The organism is Arthrobacter yangruifuii (genome assembly GCF_009192775.1).
Lineage (GTDB): Bacteria > Actinomycetota > Actinomycetes > Actinomycetales > Micrococcaceae > Arthrobacter_B > Arthrobacter_B yangruifuii.
In genome coordinates, this window is record NZ_VTFX01000004.1 from 393,498 (window position 1) to 415,682 (window position 22,185).

Here is a 22,185-nt window from a genome sequence, read left to right on the forward strand (position 1 = left end):
TTAGTGAATTAATAGTTTAGATTGCCCTTATGGATCTTCATCAGTTGCAGTTGCTTCGGGAGTTGGGCGAACGCGGCAGCCTTGCCGCCGTCGCCCGCGCGCTCCACGTCTCCGCCTCTGCCGTGTCGCAGCAACTGTCGGCGCTGCAACGCCGGGTCGAGGCTCCCCTCACCGAACGGCGGGGACGCAATCTCGTCCTCACCGGTGCCGGTCAGGCCCTGGCCCGCGCCGCCGTCGACATCAGCGTTGCAATGCGCTCCGCCGAGCAGGCCGTCAGCCAGTATCTCCAGGACCCCCGGGCAACGGTGAGCCTCTGCGCGTTCAACAGTGCCGGCCTGACCTACTTCGGACCCCTGGTGCAGGCCCTGGCCGGAGAGGGGAAACCGGGCATCGTCTGCAGCGACAGGGACGTGGGACAGGAAGATTTTCCTGCCCTGACTGCCGATTACGATCTGGTCATAGCGCACCGCCTCGAGCACAGTCCGCCGTGGCCCGAATCCATCACCGTGCTGCCATTGGTGCGGGAGCCCCTGGACGTCGCTATGTCAGTGCGGCACCGGCTTGCCGACGCACCCAGCGTCGGTATCGCCGACCTCATCGACGAAGAATGGGTTTCTGTCCAGCACGGCTTCCCGCTCGTGCCTGCCCTCCAGGCAATTGCCGTCCATGCCGGTCAGCCCCTTAAGGTCACACACCGGATCAACGAGTTCTTTATTGCCGCCGCGATCGTCTCCGCTGGACCCGCCGTCGCACTCATGCCCCGCCACACCGCATCCCCGCCTGCCGGCAGCGGAATTGTCCTCAAACCCATCCGCGATCTGCCGCTGGCCAGGCGCGTTGACGTCCTCTGCCGTCCGGAAGCCCTCCAACGGGCAGCGGTCTTGGAAGTCCTCCATACTCTCCGAAGGATTTCACCGCCAATCCATTCGTCGTCGCATGCCGACAATGTCCACTGACCCTTCTTGAGGAGCCACCCGGCAGGCCCCGACCCTCTGCCTCTGGACGCCCGCCATAACGCGGCCAATACTCGACTCATGACTCCTCGGCGCAGCCGTGCAGAACGAACCCTGCTCGGCCTGGAATTCGGCACGGCTGCCGCTGCGCTGGGCGGCGGCATCCTCCTGGCGGTGCGTCCCGACGGCGCCTTCCTGCACGCGGACCCGCACGTCCTGCGGCGCACCCCCTTTACGGACTGGCGGCTTCCCGGACTCCTCCTGGCCGCCGGCTGCGGCGGAGGGTATCTGGCCACCGGGCTGCTGCAGCTGCGCCGGCACCGGGCGGCCCGGCCGCTGGCCGTCGCGGCCGGGGCAGGCCTGGTGGGCCTGGAAGTATGGGAAACGGCCGTTATCGAGTTCCAGCCGTTGGAGGCCCTGTTCGCCGTCGTCGGGGCCGCCGTCGTGGTCCTGGCACTGCGCCTGCCGCCCGGTGCCGCCACAGGTTAGGCAGGCATTGGAAGTTTTCGTCCTCCGGCGTCGTTAGGCTTAGAAGAAGCCCATAGCCGAGGAAAGAAGCCCTACGTATGTCGATCGCCGCTGACCATAACCCCAAGTTCGCCGCCTACGCGCACCCGGAGCGCCTGGTGTCCACGCAGTGGCTCGCGGAACGCGTGGAATCGCAGGACCTGGACAAGCTGGTGGTCCTGGAATCCAACGAGGACATCCTGCTCTACGAAACCGGCCACATTCCCGGCGCGCGGAAAATCGACTGGCACACCGACCTCAACGACACCGACACCCGCGACTTCGTGGACGGGGCCGCCTTCGCCGACCTGATGTCCCGGAAGGGAATCACCCGCGATTCCACCGTGGTGATTTACGGCGACAAGAGCAACTGGTGGGCCGCCTATGCCCTGTGGGTCTTCACCCTGTTCGGCCACGAAGATGTCCGCCTGCTGGACGGCGGCCGGGACAAGTGGATTGCAGAAGGCCGGCCGATGACCACGGACAAGGTCTCCGTTCAGCCCACCGACTACCCCGTGGTGGAACGGCGCGACGAAGAGATCCGCGCATTCCTGCCCGACGTCGTCGGACACCTGGGCAAGGGACCGCTCATCGATGTGCGCTCCCCCGCCGAGTACACCGGCGAACGCACGCACATGCCCGATTACCTGGACGAAGGCGCCATGAAGGGCGGGCACATTCCCACCGCCAAGTCCGTGCCGTGGGGCAAGGCCGCCGCCGAAGACGGCACCTTCCGCACCCGTGAGGAACTCGAGGCACTCTACAAGGACGGTGCCGGCCTGAAGGAGGGCGACGACGTCGTGGCCTACTGCCGTATCGGCGAACGTTCCAGCCACACCTGGTTTGTGCTCAAGCACCTGCTCGGCTTCGACTCCGTGCGTAACTATGACGGATCCTGGACCGAGTGGGGCAACGCCGTGCGCGTTCCGATTGCCCGCGGCGAAGAGCCCGGCAACGCACCCCGCTGATTTCCACTGCATCAAGAAAGAACCGCCTTATGACTGCCACTCCCGATACCGCCGTCCCGGACTCCCTGGCCGAGATCATTGATGATTTCCAGGCGATGGAGGAGGCCGAGCGGCTTGAGCTGCTGCTGGAATTCTCCCTCGGCCTGCCGGACCTGCCCCCTGACATTGCCGACCGGCCCGAGCTGCTGGAACAGGTGGTGGAATGCCAGTCGCCGGTATTCCTGAGCCTGGACGTGGACGACTCCCCCGAGCACCTGGTCACGCTGTTCTTCAAGGCACCGCGGGAGGCACCCACCACCCGCGGCTTCGCCGGCGTGCTGTACGAAGGGCTGAACGGGCTGCCCGCGGCGCAGATCCTCGCCGTGCCGGCCGATGTTCCTGACCGGCTTGGCCTCACCCGCGCCATCACTCCGCTGCGCATGCGGGGAATGTCCGCCATGCTGGGACGTATCAAGCGCCGGCTTGCCCAGCACGAGAAACTCGCGCAGGAATAACCGGCTCCCTCCAGCTCCTCAATCCCTCGCAGCGGAAGGCATCAGTGATGGCAGGAAACCGGGACAAGCATTCGGGCAAGGGCGCGACGCCGGCCACGCGGCTGCTCGATCAGGCCAAGGTCGCGTACACCGTGCGTCACTATGAGCACGATGCCGGAGCGCCCTCCTACGGGCTGGAAGCGGCGGAGAAGCTTCAGCTGCCGCCGGAGTCCGTCTACAAAACCCTGATGGTGGATCTGGGCGGGCATCTGGCCGTGGCCATGGTGCCGGTGGCACTGAACCTGGACCTGAAGAAGTTCGCCGCCCTGATGGGTGCACGCAAGGCCGTCATGGCGGACCGGCATGAGGCGGAGAAACGCACCGGCTACGTGGTGGGCGGCATTTCCCCGCTCGGGCAGAAACATTCCTCCCCTGCCGGAATCGATAACCGGGTGGAGCTGCTGGACACCGTGTATGTGTCGGGCGGGCGGCGGGGGCTGCAGATCGGGCTGTCTCCCTTTGACCTGATCCGGCTGACCCATGCCATCACCGCTCCGATTGCTGCCGTGCCTGCCTAGCGGCGGTTCGGCTCTCCTTTGGAGAGGTGGTGCAGGGCGTAGCCGTAGCTGAGCCGGGTCCGTCCCGGGTTCCGGGCAACCCAGCCGGCCCCGGTGCCGTCGGGGAATTCCATCCGGAGGACATCTGCGAGGTCCTCCGGCCGGTCGAAGGTCCAACTGCTCATCACTGTCGTGGTGGATGCGCCCCTTTCCTTCCACCAGGCGGCAATGTACCCGCCGTCGCCCTGACCGGCGGCCGCGTTGGCGGCGTCGAGCAGGTCCGCAAACTCGCCGTCGTTCTGGTCATTGTCGATCACCACCAGGGATCCGCCCGGCCGCAGCACGCGCAGGACTTCGGCCAGGCCTGCGGAGCAGTTATTCTGCGGCGACGGGAAGAAGTACGCGAACCGGGCATGGACAACGTCCACCGAATTATCCGGAAGGGGGATGTGCTCTGCCGAGCCGTGCAGCACGGAGGCGCCGCCGGGCCGGGACCGCGCCGCGGCCAGCAGTTCAGGGTCCGGTTCGACGCCGATCACCGAGGCGGCCAGCTCCGCGTAACGCGGCAGCCAGAACCCGGTGCCGCAGCCCAGGTCCAGGAGAATCCGGTCCTCCCAGGGCGCGAGCCGGACAAGGGCGGCCCAGACATGCCCCTCCCGGTCCAGGGCACGGTTTTCACTTTCGTACAGGTCCGGATGCAGCCCCTGGTTCCAGGCACGGAAGAAGTCGGCCGGCAGTCCGGCCTGGTCATGGTTCAGCATTGGTCACGTCTCAGCATTGGGTCCCCCATCGGTACGGCTGTGCTTCACCGAAGATACAGGTTCCTCAGGAGATACCTGCCCGGAAGGGTCCTCGTCCGGAAGGTGCCGCATCCCGCGCAGCGGTGACAGGAGAACCGGAAGGAAGGCCAGGCAGGCCAGGGCACCCGCAATCCAGAGCGCGGCCCGCGCTCCGTAGGCCTGCCCCAGCACTCCGCCGAGGACCGCACCGACTGGCTGGGTGCCCCAGACCAGAAACCGCATGGTGGCATTCATCCGTCCGAGCAGCCGGTCGGGGGTCACCCGTTGGCGGAAACTGACCTGCGCAATGTTGTAGATCACGACACCGAAACTCGCGACCCCCAGGCCTGCCGCCCCCAGCCAGATGGACCAGCCGTTCGTAGCTGTCGGCCAGAGCAGGGCGAAAGGGGCCGTTGCCGCCACCGTGATCCAGATGGCAGGGCCCTCGCCCAGCCACACGGTTACCCGCTTCGCGGCCAGGGCCCCCAGCAGCCCGCCGATCCCCAGCACCGAAAAGACGAGCCCCATTTGCCCTGATCCCAGACCCATCTCGCGGGGAAGAAAAAAGATCAGCATCGCCATGTAGGCGGAGAACGCCAGGTTAAACAGGGCGCTGGACCCGGCGATGGCGCGCAGCAGGGGGTTGGCCAGAACAAAGCGGAGACCCTCCGCGATATCCGCGAAAAGCTTCGACCCGGGCTCCCGCTCCGGTTTGGCCTGCGGTTTCCGGATCCGGAAGACGAAGAGCGCCGACAAACCCATGGCCAGGGCATCCAGAGCCAGCGCGACGGGCGCGGTGAGCCAGGCAATGAGCTGTCCGGCCACCGCGGGGCCGCTCAGCTGGGCTACGGACCGCACGGTTTCCAGGCTGGCGTTGCCGTCCACCAGCCGGCTGCGGCCGATCAGATGCGGAAGGCAGCTCTGATATGCCACGTCGAAGAAGACGCTGAAGATGCCGGTGACCAGCGCCACCGCGTAAAGCTGCCAGATGGACAGCACTCCCAGCCACCAGGCCAGTGGAATCGTCAGCAGGATCACGGCCCGGATGACGTCGGAGAGAATCAGGACGTGCCGGTACCGGAGCCGGTCCACCCAGACGCCTGCCGGCAGTCCGACCAGCAGGAACGCCACGCTGCTCATCGCAGCCAGCAGGCCCACTTCCAGCTCGCCGGCGTTCAACGAGAGCACAGCCACCAGCGGAAGCGCCAGGCCGGAGACCTCCTGCCCGAATCTGCTCAGTGCCGTGGAGTAAAAGAGGCTGCGGAAGTCGTGCTCCCGCAGCACCCCGCGGCCTGCCCGTGCCGGGGTACCCGCGTCCGTGTTTGCCGCATTCTCATCCGATGTCATGCCATGTCCGTCGTCATGCGATTGACTTTGAACAATCGATTGAGATTTGTCAATGGGTGTCTGGTAGTCTGCCTCTCATGACGCAAGAGCCCCGCCCGGCCCCGCGGCGCGCGCCCACGGAGGAAGAAGCCAAAGCCCTCGCCTCCGCAATACGGCTCCGGATCCTCCGGCTCTGTTTCAAGGAACAGCTCACCAACAAGGAAATCGCCACCCGGCTGGGGGCCAACCCCGCCACGGTGCTCTACCACGTCCGTAAACTCGTCGCCACCGGCTTCGTCGAGGCACAGGAGGCCCGGTCCGGCCCCAGCGGAGCGTACGAGGTCCCCTATCTGGCCACCGAAAAGTCATGGCGGCTGGAGCAGGACGGGCATGACCTGGATGTCCGCCAGGCCGTGATCGGCGCCTTCGTCGATGAAATGGGGCAGGTCCCGGCCTCGGAGGAGGTCCTGATCTCCCGACTGGCGGTGCAGCTGACCAAGGAAGGACACGACCGGTTCCTGGAACGGGTCATGGGCATCCTGGAGGAGATCAAGGCAGAGGAAACGGACGAGGAAGCAGACAGCACCAGGTATTCGATCTTCCTGGCCGTGCACCCCGAGAAGGGGTCCGGCCCGGTCCGGGGATAGGCGCGGACGGCATCGATGCGCTCAGTTAGAGATGCGCTGCGTTAGAGATGCGCTGTGTTAGAGATGCGCCGTGTCATTCAGGGAAACCACCTGCCGGTCGTGGAAGACATCGTCCTCGCGCAGGTGCGTAATGCTGCCGGGTGAGATCTGGAACTTCACATAGCCGGCGGCTTCGAGGGGAAGACCGATCCACGCTGCAACAAGATAGGTTGCCGTACCTCCGTGGGTGACCGCCACGGTGTCCTGCGCCCCGGCTGCCAGCATCCGATGGAGGGCGGTGTAGGCCCGGCCCGCCAATTGGAACCTCATCTCGGAGCCGGCATTCCCGTCCCAGTGGTGCATCCGGTCCCCGTGCGGCGGCGGGGGCAGATACGGCGTGGACCCGGCAGGGGTGCCGTCCGCGATGCCGTAGGTCTGTTCGCGAAGATTCCGGTCCTGATGAACTGACAGGCCCAGCCGCTGGCCGATCGGGTCCGCCGTCTGGCGCGTGCGCCGAAGGTCCGAGGAAAAAAGCAGTGCCGTCTCCCGTCTGGGAATCCGTTCGCCCAGGTCCGCCGCGATCCGCTGCGCCGCGACGATCCCGCGGTCCGTCAGGGCCGAGTCGTACCACCCGCCCACCAGCTTCCGGACATGGTGGTCAGCCTCCGGATGGGTGACAACGTACAGGTTCCGCATACGCGCCAGTCTCGCATGTGCGGCTCCGGGTACAACGACGCCGGGCACCCCGACCGGCATCACCGGCATCAGGAGCATCAGTGTCACCTGCACCATTCACTGGCGCTGATAGGCATTTCCGTTGTTGGATACAAAAATGCCAACCGTCGAAATCCGCCGCAGCACCGAAAACGACATGCCGGCCGTCGGGCTGGTGCATGTCTCCGCCTGGCAATGGGCATATCGCGGCCTGATGCCGGATGCCGTTCTCGACGCAATGGATCCCGTCCGCCGGCCCGCAGGTCGGTGAGGTCACCTCCCTGTACCTCCGGGAAGGGTACGTCGGCTCGGGCATCGGGCGCCTCCTGTGGGAGGCAGCACTGGCTCAGCTGCGCGAAAGCGGGCACACCTCCGTCCGTGTCTGGGTGCTGGAGACCAATAGCCGCGGACGGACCTTCTATGAACGAAGGGGGCTCAGCCCGGACGGCGCCGTCAAAACAGAGATGCTTCGCGGATCCCCGCTGACCGAGGTCCGCTACGGCTGCCCGCTGGCTTGAGTTACTCCGCCGTGCGGTGCTCCGAGGGATGCCTGGTGCGGCTCAGCGCATCCGTGAGCCAGCCCAGCACTACGCGCTCCCACCGCTCGGGATCCACGTTGTATTCCTTGGTGTGACCCGCCCGGGTAAAGGGCTCGAAGGTGATGACGTCCGGGTTCTTTTCCGCCAGTTCCGCCGACGGCCCGTACGGCACAAAGTCGTCATCCTTGCTGTGCAGGATGAGCGTCGGAATACGGATTTCCTCCGCACGGGTGACCCAGTCCATGCTCTTGAGGTCCAGCGGAGCGGCAAGGCCCGTAAGCGCCCGGCCTGCCGCGTTGGAGATCAGCCATTGGCCCAGCCGGCCGGCCTGCGCCGGAATCCGGTTGACCCGGGCATGGTGGGACAGGACATTCAGCCAGTTGATCACCGGACCGTCCAGCACCATGGCACGGATGTGGCGGCGCAGCGGCGAGCGGTCCGCCGCCTGCAGGCTGATGGCTCCGCCCATCGACCAGCCGAACAGCACCACGTCGCTGGCCCCGTGGTCCAGTGCGTACTGGATGGCGGCTTCCACGTCCTGCCACTCGGTCAGGCCCAGTCCGTAGCGGCCGTCCGGCGCGTAGGGGGCCTCGCCGTCGTTGCGGTAGGAAATCACCAGGCTGGTCAGGCCGGCTTCACGGGCGGTGCGCAGTGCCCGCAGGCATTCCGTACGCCTGGCGCCGCGGCCGTGGACCATGACCGCCCATGTCTGCGCCCCGGGCGTCCGTACCAGCCAGGCCGGTGCTTCGCCGCCTTCCACGGGAATGGAGACTTCCTCTTCCGGCAGCCCGACGGCGGCAGGCGAGGGATAGATGGAACCGCTCCACCAGCCGCGCCGGGCCTTGCTGAGGTCACCGCTGTACACCTCTTCCACGTCCCGCTGCACGGTACCCTCGCGCGGCACATAGGAGCGGATGGCACCAATCCGGGCGTGCCCGTCGCCGCCGTCGAAATACAGGCTGTAGGTGCCCTCAACCGTGGTGTCCAGGTTCGCCGGGAGAATGACCTGCCGGCCGTGCTCGCTGTCGGTGACCGCCAGGATCTCCAGGTTCGCGTCACGCGTACGGGCCGGCGTGACTACCTGGCGGGCAAAATAAATGCCCAGACCGGAGGCGGCGGCCAGGACCGCGGTGGATGCCGCAGCACCGACGCCGGCACCGAACGCCGTCCACCGGACCCACGGAACCGACATAACCGGGGTGCCGGCGGCGGATGCATCAGAAGGAACGGAGATAGCCATAGGAACATTTTTACCGGATGGGCACCCGCTCCGTGTAACGGCGGGCCGGTGCGGCCCCGATGAGCCCTTGCGGGACGGGCGTACTAGGCTGGTGCGCATGACTTCGACAATTGTGGTGCTGACGGAAGAATCGCTGGTTGACCGCGATATTGAGAACCTGCGTTCCCTGGTGGGTGACACCCCGGTGCGCTTCGATGTGCTGGTGCCGGCCGATCCGGGGCGGAACCTGCTGGTGGACGTGCTGGACAACCTCAGCCTGCTGGATTTTGCGCAGGCGTTCCGGGACCTCACCGGCGGCCGCCCGTCCAAGGCCGATGAGGTGAAGGAAGCGGTGACATCGCTGGCGGAATCCCTCGAACAGCTGAAGGCCGCCGGACTGGAGGCCACGGGCACGGTCACCGGTGAAGACCCGGTGGCCGCCGTCGTCGAGACCGCAAAGCGCACCTCCGCGGACCAGGTGGTGGTGATTACCCGGCCGCATGCCGTCGAGGACACATTCCGCACCGACTGGGCCAATGAGGCGCAGCACCGGCTGGGCGTGCCCGTGCTGCACCTGTACACCGGCTCGGGATTTATTGGCGAGTCTTAAGCGTTGACCCGGATATGACTACCGAAGAGAACACCGGAACCATCCCGGTCCAGAAGACCGACGAACAGTGGCGCGAGGAACTCACCCCGCAGGAATTCGCCGTGCTCCGCCAGGCCGGCACGGAACGGCCGTACACGGGCGAGTACTGGGACACCAAGACCGCCGGCACCTACCAGTGCCGTGCCTGCGGAAGCGATCTGTTTACCAGCAGCGAAAAGTTCGATTCGCACTGCGGCTGGCCGTCCTTCTTCGCCCCGCTGGCCGAGGGCAAAGTGCGCTACCTGCATGACCGCAGCATGGGCATGGACCGCATCGAGGTCCGCTGCGCCAACTGTGATTCGCATATGGGCCACCTGTTCGAGGGCGAAGGGTTCGACACGCCCACCGACCAGCGGTTCTGCATCAACTCCATCTCGGTGAAGCTGGTCCCGGCCGACGCCGCCGCAGAGTAGGAACCGTGGAGCACGGAGTTTTCCCGGGCGATACCGTCACCGGACCGGACGTCCCGGAGGAAGTCACTGACCGGTACCGCGAGCTGAGCGCGGACATCGCCTCCGGCGTCGGCGTGGTGTCCACCCGGCTGCGCGGACGCGACTATGCGGCCACCGTCAGCGGGTTCCTCTCCGTCTCCTACGATCCGCCCACCCTCCTGGTGAGCCTGTACGCCGACGCGCGCATTGCCGAAGCCGTGGTTGACGCCGGCAGCTGGGTCCTGAGCCTGCTGCCGGCGCGGCTGCGCGGCACCGCCAACTGGCTTGCCAGCCCGGGATCGCCCCTCGAAGGGCTGCTGACCCAGGTTGACTACGGGCGCGCGCCCGAGACCGGTTCCGTCATCATCGAAGACTCGATCGCCTGGTTCGAGGTTCGCACCACGCAGGTCACGACGGCGGCCACACACCTTTTGATCGTGGGCGAAGTGGTGTCCATGGGCCGCCGGGCCGACGCCGACGACGAGGCGGACCCGCTGCTGCACTTCGCCTCCGCATACGCCCGTCTGGCGCGCTGACCCAGGCCTCTCCTTCCTCCCCGGCCGCCGCGTTGCGGCCGGGGACCATTGTTTCCCCACCACGTCCCACGTAACGTCGATGCACGGGCAATCGTTCTGCGGCGCACACGGACACGGCGTAACCTCCGGTCCTCAGGAGAGGCACATGGGCACTGATCAGTACCAACTCCCTGCTAAAACCCGTACCTCTCCATGCATGTGCGCCAGTCCCGCCGAGGAAGCCTCCGCCGACTAACCCATTCCTTCGTTCCTCCGCTCAGGGAGGTGCCGCATGGCACGCAACAGCCTGCTGGACCGTTTCCGTCCCGTCGGAGCGCCAGGGCCCGCCGGCCCCGCCGGTGTCCCGGCCGCTGACGATCAAGGGGTAGCCGCCGAGCTCATCCCGGTCTTCGAAGCCCTCGACGCCACCATCAACGACACCCGTGAGCGAACCGAAGCCGCCGCTGACCAGGCCCAGCACACCGTTGCGGCGGCGCGCCGGCAGGCGGCCGCCCTGGTGGAGCAGGCCAGAATCAACAGCGCGGCAGTACGCGCCGACGCCGCGGCGCGGGTCTCCGCCGACGCAGCGCAGGAGGACCAGCGGCTGCTGGACGAGGCAACCGAGGAGGCCGCCGCGCTGCGCAGCCGGGGTGAAGCCCGGGTACCGGAGCTGGCTTCCGCCATCGTGGCGGACCTGGTGCAGGATCTTCTGGGCCGCGGAACGGGTACCGGCTGATGCGGGCGGATTGGGTGGCCGCTTCGGTGCGGGCACGGTCCATGGCGCAGCGGCGGCTGGGTGCCGGCACCTGCCGCGACCTGTCTGTGCTGCCCAGCCTTCCGGCCGCCGTCGACGCATTGGACGGCTCGGTGTACGCGGACCAGCTGTCCGCAGCCCGGACCCTCGGCGCAGCCCAGCTGGCCACCCGGCGCACCGTGTTGTGGCAGCTGCGTGTCCTGGCCGGCTGGCTGCCGACCGGTGGGACACCGCTGGTCCGTGCCGCTGCGGCACGGTTCGAGGCGGACAACATCATTGCCCTCGCCGCGGCACTCCGGGCAGGCTCCCGTGCCGATGGCCCCGCCGCCGGAGACGCCGGCGACGCCGGCCAGGCCGGACCGGATTCCCCCGCAGGCGCAGGCACCCGCGGCGGCGGCACAGGCGCTGCCGGACCCGGCCCGGCCTTTCCCCCGCCGGCACCGGCGTTCGACCTCGGCGGGCTGGCTACGGCCTGGCCACGCCTGAGCACCGCCGACTCCCCCCAGACACTGCTGGCCATGCTCGCCGCTTCCCCGTGGGGGGACCCGGGCACCGCTGCGGCACTTCCGGACACGCTTACAGCCGTCTGGCTGCGCCGGCTGGCCTCCGCTGCCCCGGCTGCACGCCCCTGGGCCGTGGCCGGCGCCGTGCTGATTGCCGCCCGCCTCCTGCTGGTGGACAACGCCCGTCCACCGGAGCGGCTGTCCTCCCTGCTGCGTCCCCTGATAGGCACGGGCTGGACCGAGGCGGCCACTCTGACCGAGCTGACCGCCAGCCTGGGCCCGGCTGCGGCCCAGGTCCTGGCCGACGTGCAGGAACCCCACGAACTATGGCAGGCCGAGGCACGCCTCGCCGCCCGAGTGGAGGCAGACGGATTCAACCTGCTTCGGGCCGGGCTTCCCGGCCCCGACGTGGTGCTCGGGGCCATGGCGGTCCTGGCCGCGGATGCCTGGCGGGTCCGGGCTGCGCTGGCCGCTGCGGCCGCGGGGGCCGGGAGAAGCGAGGTGCTTGATGCCGTGGCGTGAAACCCTCAGCCCGGTCCGGATGGACCGCATTGCCCTGGTCTGGCCGGTCGCGGCCGCCCGTCCCGCGCTCACCGAGGTGGCGGCCAGCGGCGCCGTCGAACTCGATCTGCCGTATGAGCCCGGCGACGGGCCGGAGGAACTGGACCGCGCTGCGGACGCCGCCGTCGTGCACGGCCCCGTAGCCGCACTCGTCGGCTGGTCCCCCACCCAGCAGCTGCCGGAGCTGCGGAAGGCCCTGGAACCCCACGGTGCGTCCGCGGTTCCCCTGCGCCGTCCCCGCGGAGTGCAGCCGCCCACCCAGCTCACCGGTGAGGAACGACGCCGGCCGCGGCTGTCGCGGCTGCTTGTGGATACCTACACCACGGTGCCGTATGCGGACCTGGACCCCGCACGGATCGCCGCCGTGGCGTACGTGGTGATGTTCGGAATGATGTTCGGCGACGCCGGACAGGGAGCACTGCTGGTGATTGCCGGGCTGCTGGTGCGGTTCCTTCCGGTGCCGTGGCTGGAGCGGTACCGCAGGACCTGGCTCTTCATCACCGGAGCAGGTGCCGCCGCGGTGTTCTTCGGCTTCCTGTACGGGGAATTCTTCGGGCCAACGCATGTGCTGCCCGTGTTGTGGCTGGAACCGCTGGAAGAACCCATTCCGCTGATCGTCGCTGCCCTGGTGCTCGGGGCGGTGCTGCTCGCCGGGTCCTACGCACTGGGAAGCATTAACCGGGTCCGGGAGGGCGGGTGGGCGTATGCCCTGTACGCCCGCTCCGGGCTGGCCGGGGCACTGCTGTTCGCTGCCATCGGCCTGGTCGCCTGGGGGCTGCTGGCCGGCAGTCCCGTCATCCTGGTGGCGGCCGGCGCCGTCGCGCTGGCGGCACTGGTCCTCATCTTCATTGGCCTGTTCGTGGAATCCGGCGGCGGTGCCACCGGCGGGCTGCAGGCCACCGTGGAGCTGGTGGACACCGTGGTGCAGCTGGCCTCGAACCTGGTGTCCTTCACCCGCCTGGCAGCCTTCGGACTCACCCATGCGGCCCTGATGATGGTGGTCTGGCAGGCGACAACGGCCATCTGGGAACCGGGCTGGCGGATCATTCCGGCCATCCTGATGTTCGTCCTGGGCAATGTGCTCACTTTCGCACTGGAAGGCCTCGTCGCCGGCATCCAGGCCCTGCGGCTGGAGTACTACGAGCTCTTCTCCCGCGTCTTCACCGAGGAGGGACGCCGCTTCCGGCCCTGGACCCCAGAGCTTGGCCAAGCCGCTTCCTCCCTTCCTGCTGCTGAAAGGCACCTGCCGTGAATCCCTGGTTTGCCGTCCTCCCGCTGGTCCTGATCATCACTGTCCTGCTGGCCGGGGGCGCCCTGGCCCTGATCCGCCGCCGGCGCCGGGCGGGCGTGCGTGCGCTGCTCGGGCTGAACGGGGTGCTCATGGCCGGTGCCCTGGCACTGCTGGTATCGGCACTGAACGCCGCCCCGGCCACGGCCGGCACCGGGGGGGCCGCCGCCACCGCCGTCGCGGCCGCCACGGACGGCAGTGACAGCAGCGGCGCCGCCCTGATCGGTGCCGCCATTGCCGTCGCCGGGTCCTCCATCGGCGCCGCCATCGCCGTGGCGTACACGGGTTCGGCTGCCCTGGCAGCCATGAGTGAGCGGCCTGAAATCTTCGGACGGGCCATGGTTGTGGTGGGACTGGCAGAGGGCATTGCCATCTACGGCCTGATCATTTCCATCATCCTCATCGGCCAGGCATGACCCGCCGGGAAGGTACCGTGGCCGCACTGGGCAGTCCGTCCCAGCTGGAGGGGTACCGGCTCGCCGGGGCCGCACTGTACCCGGCCGCCGGAGCAGCGGATGTGCGGGCGGTCTGGGACGGGCTGCCCGATACCGTCTGCGTTGTCCTGCTCACGCCCGACGCCGCCGCACAGCTGGGCATCGAACTGACGGATCCGGCGTCGCCCCTGACGGTGGTGCTGCCTTCATGACCCGGTTGCCGCAGGGCGCCGAAGCCGCCCTGGAGCCGGTGCGCCTGGCACTGCGGCAGGATGCCGAAACGGCAGCGGCCAGGTCCGAGGCAGAAGCCCGGCAGCAGGCAGCGGATCTGCTCGGCAGGGCCCAGGCCGAGGCTGACACCATCCACCGCACCGCGCAGCGCGAAGGTGAGGAAGCGGCCCGCGCCGAAGCCGCGGCCTCCTCCGCCCGTGCCCGACGGCAGGCTCGGCGGACGGTGCTGGCCGAGCAGGAACACCTGCGCACCCTCCTGGCCGAGCAGGTGCAGGAGCAGGTCCGTGAAGTGCGGCGGGATCCCCGCTATCCGCAGATCCTGCAGCGGTTGACGGCGCAGGCGGACCGGGTCCTGGGTCCGATGGCATCAGTCACCGAAAGCCACAAGGGCGGCGTTATCGGCACGGCCGGCAAGCGGCGGCTGGACCTGTCGCTGTCCACCCTGGCGGAGCAGGCACTCGAGGACTCTGCCGGGGAGGTGCAGCGGTTATGGCACAACGCGTAGGCACGCCCCATCCGGCGGAATCAGGCGGCCGCATCACCCGGGTGAGCGGACCGCTCGTGGAAATCAGCGGGCTGCCGGGGTTGTCCATGCTCGAGGTGGTCAACATCGGGCCCGACGGCATTGCCGCGCAGGCCGTGTCCATCAACGGAGACGAAGCCACCCTGCAGGCCTACGAATACACGGGCGGGCTGAAGGCCGGCGACCGCGCCGAGCGGACCGGACACCAGCTGGCCGGGCTGCTGGGGCCTGGGCTGCTGGGCACCGTCTTCGACGGGCTGCTGCGTCCGCTCTCCTCCGCTCCCCTGTGGCTGACGCAGGAGCGGCAGAGTTCGGCCGAAGACCCGGCGGTGCTGGAGACCCGGTGGGAGTTCGAACCGTCCGTCGCGGTCGGAGACACCGTGCACGCCGGGCAGGTCCTCGGCACCGTGCCGGGGGCGGGAACCGTGGAGTTCCGGGTGATGGCCCCGCCGTCGGTCTCCGGCGAGGTGAGCTGGCTCGCCGAGGGCAAGGTGCGGCCGCTGGATCCCGTAGCCCGGATCGGCGGCGTCGACGTTCCGCTGGCGCAGCGCTGGCCGGTGCATCGTCCAAGGCCCTTCCGCGAGCGCATCACCGAACTGGCTCCCCTGCAGACCGGACAGCGCGTGCTGGACCTTCTCTTCCCCGTTCCCCGCGGTGCGGCGGCAGCGGTTCCCGGCGGCTTCGGCACCGGGAAGACCCTCACCCTGCAGCAGATTGCCAAGTGGTCCAACGCGGACGTGATTGTCTACGTGGGCTGCGGCGAGCGCGGCAATGAGATGGCGGACGTGCTGGACGGACTCTCCGGGCTGGATGATCCCCGCACCGGCGGCAAGCTGATTGACCGCACCGTCATCATCGCCAACACCTCCAACATGCCCATGATGGCGCGGGAAGCATCCATCGCCACCGGAGTCACCGTGGCGGAGTTCTTCCGCGACATGGGCTACGACGCCGTGGTGATTGCCGATTCCACCTCCCGCTGGGCCGAGGCACTGCGGGAGTTCGCCAACCGCAACGGGGACCTCCCCGCCGAGGAAGGCTATCCGGCCTCCCTCGCCAGCGAGCTCGCCGCGTTCTACGAGCGGGCCGCCCGGGTACGCACCTTGGGCGGGGCGACGGCGTCGGTCACTGTGATCGGGGCTGTCTCCCCTCCGGGCGGGGACATGAGCGAGCCGGTCACCACCGGCACCCAGCGCTTTGTCCGCTCCCTGTGGCTGCTCGACCGGGACCTGGCCTACTCGCGGCACTACCCTGCGGTCAGTTGGCGCGGTTCCTTCTCCCGCGACGCCGAGTCCCTGGGGCGCTGGTACGCCGCCCACGGTGATCCGCAGTGGGCGCAGCGCCGGGCACAGGCCTCCCTGCTCCTGGCCGAAGCGGACCGGCTGACCGCCCTGGCGGAGATCATCGGTGCCTCTTCCCTTCCCGGCCACGAGCAGATGGTCCTGCTGGGCGGGCGGCTGCTGCGGGACGGGGTGCTGCTGCAGAACGCCCTCAGCCCCAATGACGGCTACAGTTCCGCCGGCAAGGGCGCCGCCCTGCTGCAGGCGGTGCTGGACGTGGTGGACACCTGCCAGACCCTGGTGGCGCGCGGTGTGCCGCCGGCCGACGTCGACCAGTATGACTTCACTCCCGTGCTTCGGCTGCGGGAGGACACCGGGCCCACCGATGCCGACGGTGTGCAGGAACGGGGCCGGGCCTTTGTACGGCAGCTGACCGAGTCCCTGGACCGGCCGCAGACAGGAGATGCGAATGGCTAGCAGCAACCGGGCGCGGGTAGGCCACAGCGATGTGCGGGAACTGCGTGGACCGTTGCTGGTCCTCGGAGACACGGAGGGGGTAGGCTGGGACGAGTTCGCCACGGTTGACGTCTCCGGGGCAGCGCCGCGGCACGGGCTGGTGCTGGAGGTCGACGGGGACGAAACCACCCTGCAGGTCCTCGAAGGCACCGAAGGCATGTCCCTGGGCGGCGTGGAGGTCCGGTTCTCCGGCCGGCCGCTGGCCGTTCCGGTGGGCACCGGCTGGCTGGGACGGGTCTGCAACGGGCGGGGCGAGCCGCTCGACGGCGGCCCTCCGGTCACGGCGGAGCGCAGCTCCCCGGTCAGCGGCTGGCCGTTGAACCCGGTCTACCGGGAACCGCCGCAGGACCCGGTGATCACCGGCATCTCCGTGGTGGACGCCCTGACCACCCTGGTCCGCGGACAGAAGCTGCCGATCTTCTCCATCCCCGGACTGCCGCACCTGACCCTCGCCACCCAGATAGCGGCCCAGGCCACCACATCCTCCGGCAGGGCCTTCCGGGTGGTGTTCGCCGCCATGGGCATGACCCACGCCGATATCAGCTACATCCGGGACCGGCTGGAGGAACGCTCCGCCGCCGGGGAACTGGTGCTGCTGTTGAACGCCGCCGATGATCCGGTGATCGAACGCATCCTCACTCCGCGGATAGCGCTCACCATTGCCGAGTCCCTGGCCTTTGACGACGGCTCGGACGTGCTGGTGGTGATGTCGGATATGACCAGCTACGCCGAAGCAGTGCGCGAGGTCTCCGCCGCGCGCCGTGAGATTCCGGCACGGCGCGGCTACCCCGGGTACCTCTACAGCGACCTCGCGGAACTGTACGAGCGCTGCGGGCGCGTCCGGGGGCAGGAAGGTTCGGTGACCATTGTGCCGGTGCTGACCATGCCGGCCGGAGACATCACCCATCCGGTGCCGGACCTCACCGGGTACATCACCGAAGGGCAGGTGGTGCTCGACGGCGACATCGACGCCCGCAACATCTACCCGCCGGTGGACGTGCTCTCCTCCCTGTCCCGTCTCATGCGCAGCGGCGCCGGGAAGGGGCGCACCAGGGAGGACCACCTCGACGTCGCGGCCCAGGTGCTCTCCGCCATGGCCCGCGCCCGGTCCGCCTCGGAGCTGGCAGAGTTGGTGGGTGCCGCGGCGCTGAGTGAAACCGATAAGGCCTATATCGAATTCCGGACGGTGGTGGAACGGGAACTGCTCAACCAGGGACGGGATGAGCTGCGCACCCTCGAGCAGACACTGGATCTGGCCTGGCAGGCGTTGTCCCTGCTGCCCCGGCGGGAACTGACCATGCTCTCCGGGGAGTTCCTGGACCGGTACCTGCCCGACGTGGGGGCCGCAACGCCATGAGCAGAGCCCGGCGATGAGCGGGTTCCGGTCCGGCGGCAGCCGGGCCGAACGGTCCGAGGTGCAGCGGCGGCTCGCCACTGCCCGGCGCGGGGCCGAGCTGCTGGACCGCAAGCAGCGCATCCTGCAGGCTGCCATCGACGGACTGCAGGAGCGTGCTGAGGAGGGCACCCGTGCCTGGGAAACCGCGGCCCGGGCCGCAGCCCGGTGGCTGCAGCGAACTACCGGGCTGGACGGTGCGGACAGGCTGCTGGAGGCCGCCCCGGCGGACGCCGCCTCCGCCGTCGTGCAGTGGGGCGGCTCCATGGGCATTTCCTATCCGGAGTCCGCGTCCTGCACGGTGCCGGCCGCTCCGCCGCCGGGCGGCAGTTCCGCCCTGGCCTACGCCGCCACGGCTCACCGTACAGCTTTGGAGGCAGCCGTATCAGCGGCTGCAGCGCAGCGTGCCCTGTTGCTGGTGTCGGAGGAACTTGCCGCCACGCGCACCCGGCAGCGGGCCGTGGAAAACCGGTGGATTCCGCGGCTGGAGGAGCAGCTGGGTGCCATCGAACGCCGGATCGCCGAGCAGGAGCTGGAGGAAAGCCTGCGGCTGCGCTGGGCTGCGGGGCTGATGTGAGGTGCAGGGCTGATCTGTGGTGCCGGGTGAACAGAGCCGCGCGTGGACATGGCCTGCGCCTGCGGCTCTTTCGGGGTTCCTTCGCGTAGATTTCTGCCCGGCGGCACAGTGCGCCAAGGGAAGGAAAAATGGGGATCTTTTCGCGCAGAGTCGATCAGCCGGTACCGATGCATCCCGTCACGGCGTTTTGGCAGTGGTGGAGCCTGGAAGGAGCAGACCGCTTCACCGCCGCGGCCGATACCGGGCAATGGGACAGTCCTGCCCGGGAGATGGGGGAACACCTTGCTGCGGTCCATCCGGATCTGGCCTGGGACACCGCCGCCGGACGCAGTGCCCGTCACCTGCTTGCCGTCAGCTCCGGAGGTGATGCCGCCCTGCGGCGGATTGCGGAACAGTGGCTGCGGGCGGCTCCGGCGCCGGACGGAATCTGGGAGTATGCGGCCGCCCGGCAACCAGTCGCGGACATAGGCAGCAAGGCACTGACCATTGAGGACCGGACCGTCGATTTTCGGGATCTCCGGTTCGACATCACGGAAGATCCCGGCGGTGCGCGCCTCCATGTGGACGTCTGCCACCCGGAATTTCCGCGGCTGGGTGACCGCGGCGCCCAGCAGGTTGCCTTCCTGGCCCTCGACTGGACCCTAGGCGAGGACGGGGTGGAGCGTTGGGTTGGCGGCGTCCGGACGAGCGGCAGCGCAGCAACGGCCACAGCCTCCGTGTCCGATCTCAGCGCAGCAGCCGCGGGCCTTGCGGCCCGGGAACGGGAGGGCTCCTGGGTCCTGATGGAGGCAGCTGGACCGGCCGGGGAAAGGATCATTGCCAAAGCCCGCCGGCCCCTGCGCTGGATCGACTATCCGCTCCTGGACCTGCATACCGAAGTGCACCTGTCCTATGGCAGCAGGCAGGAAGACGGCCTGCCCGCGCAGGACGCCCTGGACGGACTCCGCCGGATCGAGGACGGTATCTCTGCCGCGCTGGGGCCGCGCGGAATCCTGGTGGCCCAGGAGACTGCCGGCGGCACCAGGGTGCTGCACTATTACTCCGACTCCGAAGACGCCAACGGCGGCGGGGCCCTCGAGGCGGCGGCCCGTGCGGCAGGCGGGGAGGCCCGCCACACCCCGGACCCCGGCTGGAAACGGGTGCGCCGGTTCTCCTGATGGTGCGGAAATCGGTGGCTGCCCAGCCGTGCCGGGAGCGGCGGCAGCGCACCCGGCGGGTCAGGGCCGCCAGGCCACGGCCCGCACCGGTGACCCGTCCAGCCCTTCCAGCTTCAGGGGCAGTGCCGAGAACCGCGGTTCCGGCCAAACCACCTTCTCCAGGTTGGTCAGGTTCTCGACGATCCCTCCCCCGGCGCCCAGGAACGCATCGTGGAACGGCAGGGCCGTTCCACCCGGGGTTTGTCCGGGTTGCGCCGGTCCGGGAGTCGGATCCGGGTTGAGGGTATCGACGCCGACCAGCCGCACCCCCGCTGCCACGAGCTGTTCGGCAATGCCCGCGTCAAGCGTCGGATGCTGCAGGTAGGCGGGGGTGCCGAAATGCCGGGACCATCCCGTGCAGAACAGCACAATGGTTCCGGGCTGCAGCCCTTCCAGCTGTCCGCCCACCTCCGTCCAGCGGACGACGGCGTTGGCAGCCGCCCCGGGCACGGCCACGATCCGCGCAGGGCCCATCAGGGTCTCCAACACCATGGTGTCCACGGATCCGCCGCCCTCAACGGTATGCAGCGGGGCATCCAGATGGGTTCCGGAATGGCTGCCGAGGTGAAGCTCCGCCACGGCAAACCCGTCCGCAGCAACGGTGGCGGCAGAACGGAGGGTGACGGACGGATCGCCCGGGAAAACCTGCATTCCGCAGCGGACCGGATGGCTGAGGTCAACAACCTGCATGGACTAGCCCGCCCCTCCCGCAGCCGGGGCCGGAACGGCCTCGCTCAGGTGAAGGGACTTCGGCCGGCCCGAAACCATGCGGCCGGTTACCGCGCACCAGCCGAGGTACAGCACAAAGGTGAGCGCAAAGGTGGGGATGGTGGCCCCGAGCGGACTGGGCACCACATAGGTCAGCAGCACGGAGGCACCGGCACCCACCAGCCAGGCCACCAGCGCCGCGGCGTTGATGCCGCCCCGGAACCAGTACCGTCCCCCGTCCCCGCGCAGGATGTCCGGAGTGTAGGACCGCTTCTGCACCACGTAGTAGTCCGCGATCATCACCGCGAACACCGGAATGAACAGGGCACCGATGACTGTCAGGAAGGACGTGAAACTGTCCAGCAGGCCCAGCCAGGTGGACCCGAGGATGGACACGGCACCCAGCACCAGGGCGGTGGGGAGGAAACGGATCCGGCGGGACGGGACCATGTTCACCACGGAGGACACCATGCCGTACACCACCATGGTGTTGGTGGCCATCACGGACAGGAAAATCACCACAGCCAGCGGAGCCCCGAAGATCCCCACAATCAGGGCGGGATCAAAGCCCACCGCTTCGCCGCCGTCGAGCACCACATAGCCGATGGCCGTGGCGCCCAGTGCCATGGCCAGAACGGTGGAGACCACGTAGCCGACGGCCGAGCCCGCCACGCCGGCGGTCTGCGACTTGGCCAGCCGGTTGAACTCGGCGGAAAGGACGGTCCAGGAAATGGCCGTGGCAATAACGACGTCGAGCACCGAGATTGCGGACATCCCGGCGCCGGCGTCCCGGGGAATGGCGGCGAAGTCCGCCACCGGGAATTCCCGGAACGCGACCGTGAAGATCCAGGCCATGATGGCCAGGATGACCAGTGCCAGCCAGGGCTCCACCCGGGCAATTCCCTTGTGCCCGAAGATGGCCAGCGCCACCACCAGCAGCTGGCAGAGTACCGAGAAGAGGACCGGGCTGGAGAAACCGGTGGCGCGTTCCACCAGGAAGTTCACGGTCACCCCGGCGAGCATTGCCTGCACCCAACTCCAGCCCATGAGGATGACCACGTTGGCGGCCACGGGCAGGAACGAGCCGCGCAGGCCGAAGGACCCCTTGGTCAGGGACATGGTGGGCAGACCGGTGCGGGTGCCCATGTTGCCCACGAGGACCAGCACGGCACCGCCGATGAGGGTGCCCAGAAGAATCATGCCCAGGGCCATGGGCCAGCTGACTCCGGGAACAAACAGGGTGCCGGTGAGCAGCGTGGTGACCACCAGGTTGGCGGCCAGCCAGATCATGCCGATGCGCCCGACGCCCAGGGTGCCGCGGAGCGGGCCGTACCCTTCGGCGTCCTCGTCGAGGCGGCGGGAGAGGCGGGTCCAGGCGGACGGCCGGGTATTCGCTGTCATCGTCTTGCCTTAGGCGACGACGACGACGGGTGAGTCGGCGGAACCGGCGGCTGCGGCACCGGCCTCACCCACGGCGACCATGCCGGGCGCAGGCGCTGCGGAAAGGTGCTCGTGGACCGCGAGGATGCGGCCGCCGGAGCGGGTGAAAACGATGGTTTCCCGTTCCCGGGTGGTCTCCTCCGCACCCGGCGTGCCGGCGGTGGTAAGGACGGTATGGCTGAAAACGGCGCTGGTGCCGCACAGCTGGACCCGCGCGTCGGTGCTTTCGCACGCCGTGACGGACCAGCCGACGGCAAGCCAGGACGCCCAGAGCTCTTCATACTCTGCCCGGCTTTCGAGCCGTGCCGGCTCGGTGTGGAAGACGAAGGTGGCCAGCGGATCGAAGGCGGCGAAGTACTCGGCCGTATCGGTGCGGGCGAACGCACCGACCAGGCGAGCTGCTGCTTCGAGGACTTCGTTTTCGGACAGGGACTGGGCCGGGGTGGGGGTCTCCATGGGCCAGCCTTTCGGTACGGGCTGCGCACAGCGTAAGCGGATGGGGTGCTTTCCAACAGGGGCTTAGTC

27 protein-coding genes are annotated in these 22,185 nt (G+C 68.6%); 20 read left to right on the plus strand and 7 right to left on the minus strand.

Features of this window, described 5'->3' with window-relative positions; all coding sequences use genetic code 11:
• Positions 1–29: 29 nt before the first annotated feature.
• The 5 genes from GD627_RS09820 to ybaK all read left to right on the plus strand — a co-directional run bounded on the left by GD627_RS09820 (position 30) and on the right by ybaK (position 3,479).
• A complete protein-coding gene (locus tag GD627_RS09820) occupies positions 30–956 on the plus strand; it encodes a LysR family transcriptional regulator (protein ID WP_152272334.1) in 927 nt (308 codons plus the stop codon).
• Between the two features lie 78 nt (positions 957–1,034).
• Positions 1,035–1,442, plus strand: a complete 408-nt coding sequence (locus GD627_RS09825; protein ID WP_152272335.1) for a hypothetical protein — start codon at positions 1,035–1,037, stop codon at positions 1,440–1,442.
• 77 nt (positions 1,443–1,519) lie between these two features.
• Positions 1,520–2,428 (plus strand): sulfurtransferase, encoded by a 909-nt coding sequence (locus tag GD627_RS09830; protein WP_152272336.1) that lies wholly within the window; start codon positions 1,520–1,522, stop codon positions 2,426–2,428.
• A 29-nt stretch (positions 2,429–2,457) separates the two neighbouring features.
• Positions 2,458–2,922, plus strand: coding sequence for a SufE family protein (locus tag GD627_RS09835; RefSeq protein WP_146362273.1), 465 nt, complete (start codon positions 2,458–2,460; stop codon positions 2,920–2,922).
• Between the two features lie 47 nt (positions 2,923–2,969).
• Entirely contained in the window at positions 2,970–3,479 is a 510-nt protein-coding gene (gene ybaK, locus GD627_RS09840) for a Cys-tRNA(Pro) deacylase (RefSeq protein WP_152272337.1), read from the plus strand.
• Here the strand turns inward: ybaK and GD627_RS09845 are convergent.
• Together GD627_RS09845 and GD627_RS09850 are read right to left on the minus strand one after the other, a co-directional pair.
• Positions 3,476–4,219, minus strand: coding sequence for a class I SAM-dependent methyltransferase (locus GD627_RS09845; RefSeq protein WP_152272338.1), 744 nt, complete (start codon positions 4,217–4,219; stop codon positions 3,476–3,478). The two genes, ybaK and GD627_RS09845, sit on opposite strands and share 4 nt — an antisense overlap.
• Positions 4,220–4,222: 3 nt before the next feature.
• Positions 4,223–5,584 carry an MFS transporter gene (locus GD627_RS09850; protein WP_152272339.1) on the minus strand — a complete coding sequence of 454 codons (1,362 nt, stop codon included), beginning with the start codon at positions 5,582–5,584 and terminating at the stop codon, positions 4,223–4,225.
• A 77-nt stretch (positions 5,585–5,661) separates the two neighbouring features.
• Between GD627_RS09850 and GD627_RS09855 the strand changes: the two genes are divergently transcribed.
• On the plus strand, positions 5,662–6,210 hold the full coding sequence (locus GD627_RS09855) for an ArsR/SmtB family transcription factor (protein ID WP_152272340.1): 549 nt from the start codon (positions 5,662–5,664) through the stop codon (positions 6,208–6,210).
• Between the two features lie 57 nt (positions 6,211–6,267).
• On the opposite strand, the gene GD627_RS09860 is transcribed toward GD627_RS09855, so the two are convergent.
• Positions 6,268–6,981 (minus strand): histidine phosphatase family protein, encoded by a 714-nt coding sequence (locus GD627_RS09860; protein ID WP_246165420.1) that lies wholly within the window; start codon positions 6,979–6,981, stop codon positions 6,268–6,270.
• Positions 6,982–7,124: 143 nt separating this feature from the next.
• Between GD627_RS09860 and GD627_RS09865 the strand changes: the two genes are divergently transcribed.
• Entirely contained in the window at positions 7,125–7,421 is a 297-nt protein-coding gene (locus GD627_RS09865; protein WP_152272341.1) for a GNAT family N-acetyltransferase, read from the plus strand.
• Between the two features lies 1 nt (position 7,422).
• Here the strand turns inward: GD627_RS09865 and GD627_RS09870 are convergent, their stop codons facing one another.
• Positions 7,423–8,682 carry an alpha/beta hydrolase family protein gene (locus tag GD627_RS09870; protein WP_146362277.1) on the minus strand — a complete coding sequence of 420 codons (1,260 nt, stop codon included), beginning with the start codon at positions 8,680–8,682 and terminating at the stop codon, positions 7,423–7,425.
• A gap of 97 nt (positions 8,683–8,779) precedes the next feature.
• Here GD627_RS09870 and GD627_RS09875 point away from each other — a divergent pair, with 97 nt between their 5' ends.
• The 13 genes from GD627_RS09875 to GD627_RS09935 all read left to right on the plus strand — a co-directional run bounded on the left by GD627_RS09875 (position 8,780) and on the right by GD627_RS09935 (position 19,473).
• Entirely contained in the window at positions 8,780–9,271 is a 492-nt protein-coding gene (locus tag GD627_RS09875; RefSeq protein WP_146362278.1) for a hypothetical protein, read from the plus strand.
• A gap of 14 nt (positions 9,272–9,285) precedes the next feature.
• Positions 9,286–9,723 carry a peptide-methionine (R)-S-oxide reductase MsrB gene (gene msrB, locus GD627_RS09880; protein ID WP_152272342.1) on the plus strand — a complete coding sequence of 146 codons (438 nt, stop codon included), beginning with the start codon at positions 9,286–9,288 and terminating at the stop codon, positions 9,721–9,723.
• 5 nt (positions 9,724–9,728) lie between these two features.
• Positions 9,729–10,277, plus strand: a complete 549-nt coding sequence (locus GD627_RS09885) for a flavin reductase family protein (protein WP_152272343.1) — start codon at positions 9,729–9,731, stop codon at positions 10,275–10,277.
• Positions 10,278–10,548: 271 nt separating this feature from the next.
• The gene (locus GD627_RS09890) at positions 10,549–10,992 is read left to right on the plus strand and encodes a hypothetical protein (protein WP_152272344.1); all 444 of its coding nucleotides are present in this window, start codon (positions 10,549–10,551) and stop codon (positions 10,990–10,992) included.
• On the plus strand, positions 10,992–12,035 hold the full coding sequence (locus GD627_RS09895) for a hypothetical protein (RefSeq protein WP_152272345.1): 1,044 nt from the start codon (positions 10,992–10,994) through the stop codon (positions 12,033–12,035). The genes GD627_RS09890 and GD627_RS09895 overlap by 1 nt, the downstream gene beginning before the upstream one ends.
• Complete coding sequence (locus tag GD627_RS09900) at positions 12,022–13,326, plus strand: V-type ATPase 116kDa subunit family protein (protein WP_210250484.1); 1,305 nt, start codon at positions 12,022–12,024, stop codon at positions 13,324–13,326. Before GD627_RS09895 ends, GD627_RS09900 begins: the two co-directional genes overlap by 14 nt.
• Positions 13,323–13,778: an ATP synthase subunit C gene (locus GD627_RS16940; protein WP_152272346.1), complete on the plus strand. Its 456-nt coding sequence runs from the start codon at positions 13,323–13,325 to the stop codon at positions 13,776–13,778. Before GD627_RS09900 ends, GD627_RS16940 begins: the two co-directional genes overlap by 4 nt.
• A complete protein-coding gene (locus GD627_RS09910; RefSeq protein WP_152272347.1) occupies positions 13,775–14,008 on the plus strand; it encodes a hypothetical protein in 234 nt (77 codons plus the stop codon). The genes GD627_RS16940 and GD627_RS09910 overlap by 4 nt, the downstream gene beginning before the upstream one ends.
• Entirely contained in the window at positions 14,005–14,532 is a 528-nt protein-coding gene (locus GD627_RS09915) for a V-type ATP synthase subunit E family protein (RefSeq protein WP_146362285.1), read from the plus strand. Before GD627_RS09910 ends, GD627_RS09915 begins: the two co-directional genes overlap by 4 nt.
• Positions 14,517–16,307: a V-type ATP synthase subunit A gene (locus GD627_RS09920; protein WP_152272348.1), complete on the plus strand. Its 1,791-nt coding sequence runs from the start codon at positions 14,517–14,519 to the stop codon at positions 16,305–16,307. Before GD627_RS09915 ends, GD627_RS09920 begins: the two co-directional genes overlap by 16 nt.
• Complete coding sequence (locus tag GD627_RS09925) at positions 16,300–17,703, plus strand: V-type ATP synthase subunit B (protein ID WP_146362287.1); 1,404 nt, start codon at positions 16,300–16,302, stop codon at positions 17,701–17,703. Before GD627_RS09920 ends, GD627_RS09925 begins: the two co-directional genes overlap by 8 nt.
• A gap of 13 nt (positions 17,704–17,716) precedes the next feature.
• Complete coding sequence (locus GD627_RS09930) at positions 17,717–18,316, plus strand: V-type ATP synthase subunit D (RefSeq protein WP_152272349.1); 600 nt, start codon at positions 17,717–17,719, stop codon at positions 18,314–18,316.
• A gap of 128 nt (positions 18,317–18,444) precedes the next feature.
• Complete coding sequence (locus GD627_RS09935) at positions 18,445–19,473, plus strand: DUF695 domain-containing protein (protein ID WP_152272350.1); 1,029 nt, start codon at positions 18,445–18,447, stop codon at positions 19,471–19,473.
• 60 nt (positions 19,474–19,533) lie between these two features.
• On the opposite strand, the gene GD627_RS09940 is transcribed toward GD627_RS09935, so the two are convergent.
• From GD627_RS09940 to GD627_RS09950, 3 genes are read right to left on the minus strand one after another with little or no spacing between them, the layout of a single operon-like run.
• Positions 19,534–20,202 (minus strand): cyclase family protein, encoded by a 669-nt coding sequence (locus GD627_RS09940; protein WP_152272351.1) that lies wholly within the window; start codon positions 20,200–20,202, stop codon positions 19,534–19,536.
• 3 nt (positions 20,203–20,205) lie between these two features.
• Positions 20,206–21,621 carry a purine-cytosine permease family protein gene (locus GD627_RS09945; RefSeq protein WP_152272352.1) on the minus strand — a complete coding sequence of 472 codons (1,416 nt, stop codon included), beginning with the start codon at positions 21,619–21,621 and terminating at the stop codon, positions 20,206–20,208.
• Between the two features lie 9 nt (positions 21,622–21,630).
• Positions 21,631–22,116 (minus strand): nuclear transport factor 2 family protein, encoded by a 486-nt coding sequence (locus GD627_RS09950; protein WP_152272353.1) that lies wholly within the window; start codon positions 22,114–22,116, stop codon positions 21,631–21,633.
• Between the last annotated feature and the right edge of the window lie 69 nt (positions 22,117–22,185).

Excerpts from the sequence above, each read along its gene's own strand:
- GD627_RS09820 (WP_152272334.1), top strand. The coding sequence starts at position 30 with ATGGATCTTCATCAGTTGCAGTTGCTTCGGGAGTTGGGCGAACGCGGC.
- GD627_RS09825 (WP_152272335.1), top strand. The coding sequence starts at position 1,035 with ATGACTCCTCGGCGCAGCCGTGCAGAACGAACCCTGCTCGGCCTGGAA.
- GD627_RS09830 (WP_152272336.1), top strand. The coding sequence starts at position 1,520 with ATGTCGATCGCCGCTGACCATAACCCCAAGTTCGCCGCCTACGCGCAC.
- GD627_RS09835 (WP_146362273.1), top strand. The coding sequence starts at position 2,458 with ATGACTGCCACTCCCGATACCGCCGTCCCGGACTCCCTGGCCGAGATC.
- ybaK (WP_152272337.1), top strand. The coding sequence starts at position 2,970 with ATGGCAGGAAACCGGGACAAGCATTCGGGCAAGGGCGCGACGCCGGCC.
- GD627_RS09845 (WP_152272338.1), bottom strand. The coding sequence starts at position 4,219 with ATGCTGAACCATGACCAGGCCGGACTGCCGGCCGACTTCTTCCGTGCC.
- GD627_RS09850 (WP_152272339.1), bottom strand. The coding sequence starts at position 5,584 with ATGACATCGGATGAGAATGCGGCAAACACGGACGCGGGTACCCCGGCA.
- GD627_RS09855 (WP_152272340.1), top strand. The coding sequence starts at position 5,662 with ATGACGCAAGAGCCCCGCCCGGCCCCGCGGCGCGCGCCCACGGAGGAA.
- GD627_RS09860 (WP_246165420.1), bottom strand. The coding sequence starts at position 6,981 with ATGGTGCAGGTGACACTGATGCTCCTGATGCCGGTGATGCCGGTCGGG.
- GD627_RS09865 (WP_152272341.1), top strand. The coding sequence starts at position 7,125 with ATGCCGTTCTCGACGCAATGGATCCCGTCCGCCGGCCCGCAGGTCGGT.
- GD627_RS09870 (WP_146362277.1), bottom strand. The coding sequence starts at position 8,682 with ATGGCTATCTCCGTTCCTTCTGATGCATCCGCCGCCGGCACCCCGGTT.
- GD627_RS09875 (WP_146362278.1), top strand. The coding sequence starts at position 8,780 with ATGACTTCGACAATTGTGGTGCTGACGGAAGAATCGCTGGTTGACCGC.
- msrB (WP_152272342.1), top strand. The coding sequence starts at position 9,286 with ATGACTACCGAAGAGAACACCGGAACCATCCCGGTCCAGAAGACCGAC.
- GD627_RS09890 (WP_152272344.1), top strand. The coding sequence starts at position 10,549 with ATGGCACGCAACAGCCTGCTGGACCGTTTCCGTCCCGTCGGAGCGCCA.
- GD627_RS09895 (WP_152272345.1), top strand. The coding sequence starts at position 10,992 with ATGCGGGCGGATTGGGTGGCCGCTTCGGTGCGGGCACGGTCCATGGCG.
- GD627_RS09900 (WP_210250484.1), top strand. The coding sequence starts at position 12,022 with ATGCCGTGGCGTGAAACCCTCAGCCCGGTCCGGATGGACCGCATTGCC.
- GD627_RS09910 (WP_152272347.1), top strand. The coding sequence starts at position 13,775 with ATGACCCGCCGGGAAGGTACCGTGGCCGCACTGGGCAGTCCGTCCCAG.
- GD627_RS09915 (WP_146362285.1), top strand. The coding sequence starts at position 14,005 with ATGACCCGGTTGCCGCAGGGCGCCGAAGCCGCCCTGGAGCCGGTGCGC.
- GD627_RS09920 (WP_152272348.1), top strand. The coding sequence starts at position 14,517 with ATGGCACAACGCGTAGGCACGCCCCATCCGGCGGAATCAGGCGGCCGC.
- GD627_RS09925 (WP_146362287.1), top strand. The coding sequence starts at position 16,300 with ATGGCTAGCAGCAACCGGGCGCGGGTAGGCCACAGCGATGTGCGGGAA.
- GD627_RS09930 (WP_152272349.1), top strand. The coding sequence starts at position 17,717 with ATGAGCGGGTTCCGGTCCGGCGGCAGCCGGGCCGAACGGTCCGAGGTG.
- GD627_RS09935 (WP_152272350.1), top strand. The coding sequence starts at position 18,445 with ATGGGGATCTTTTCGCGCAGAGTCGATCAGCCGGTACCGATGCATCCC.
- GD627_RS09940 (WP_152272351.1), bottom strand. The coding sequence starts at position 20,202 with ATGCAGGTTGTTGACCTCAGCCATCCGGTCCGCTGCGGAATGCAGGTT.
- GD627_RS09945 (WP_152272352.1), bottom strand. The coding sequence starts at position 21,621 with ATGACAGCGAATACCCGGCCGTCCGCCTGGACCCGCCTCTCCCGCCGC.
- GD627_RS09950 (WP_152272353.1), bottom strand. The coding sequence starts at position 22,116 with ATGGAGACCCCCACCCCGGCCCAGTCCCTGTCCGAAAACGAAGTCCTC.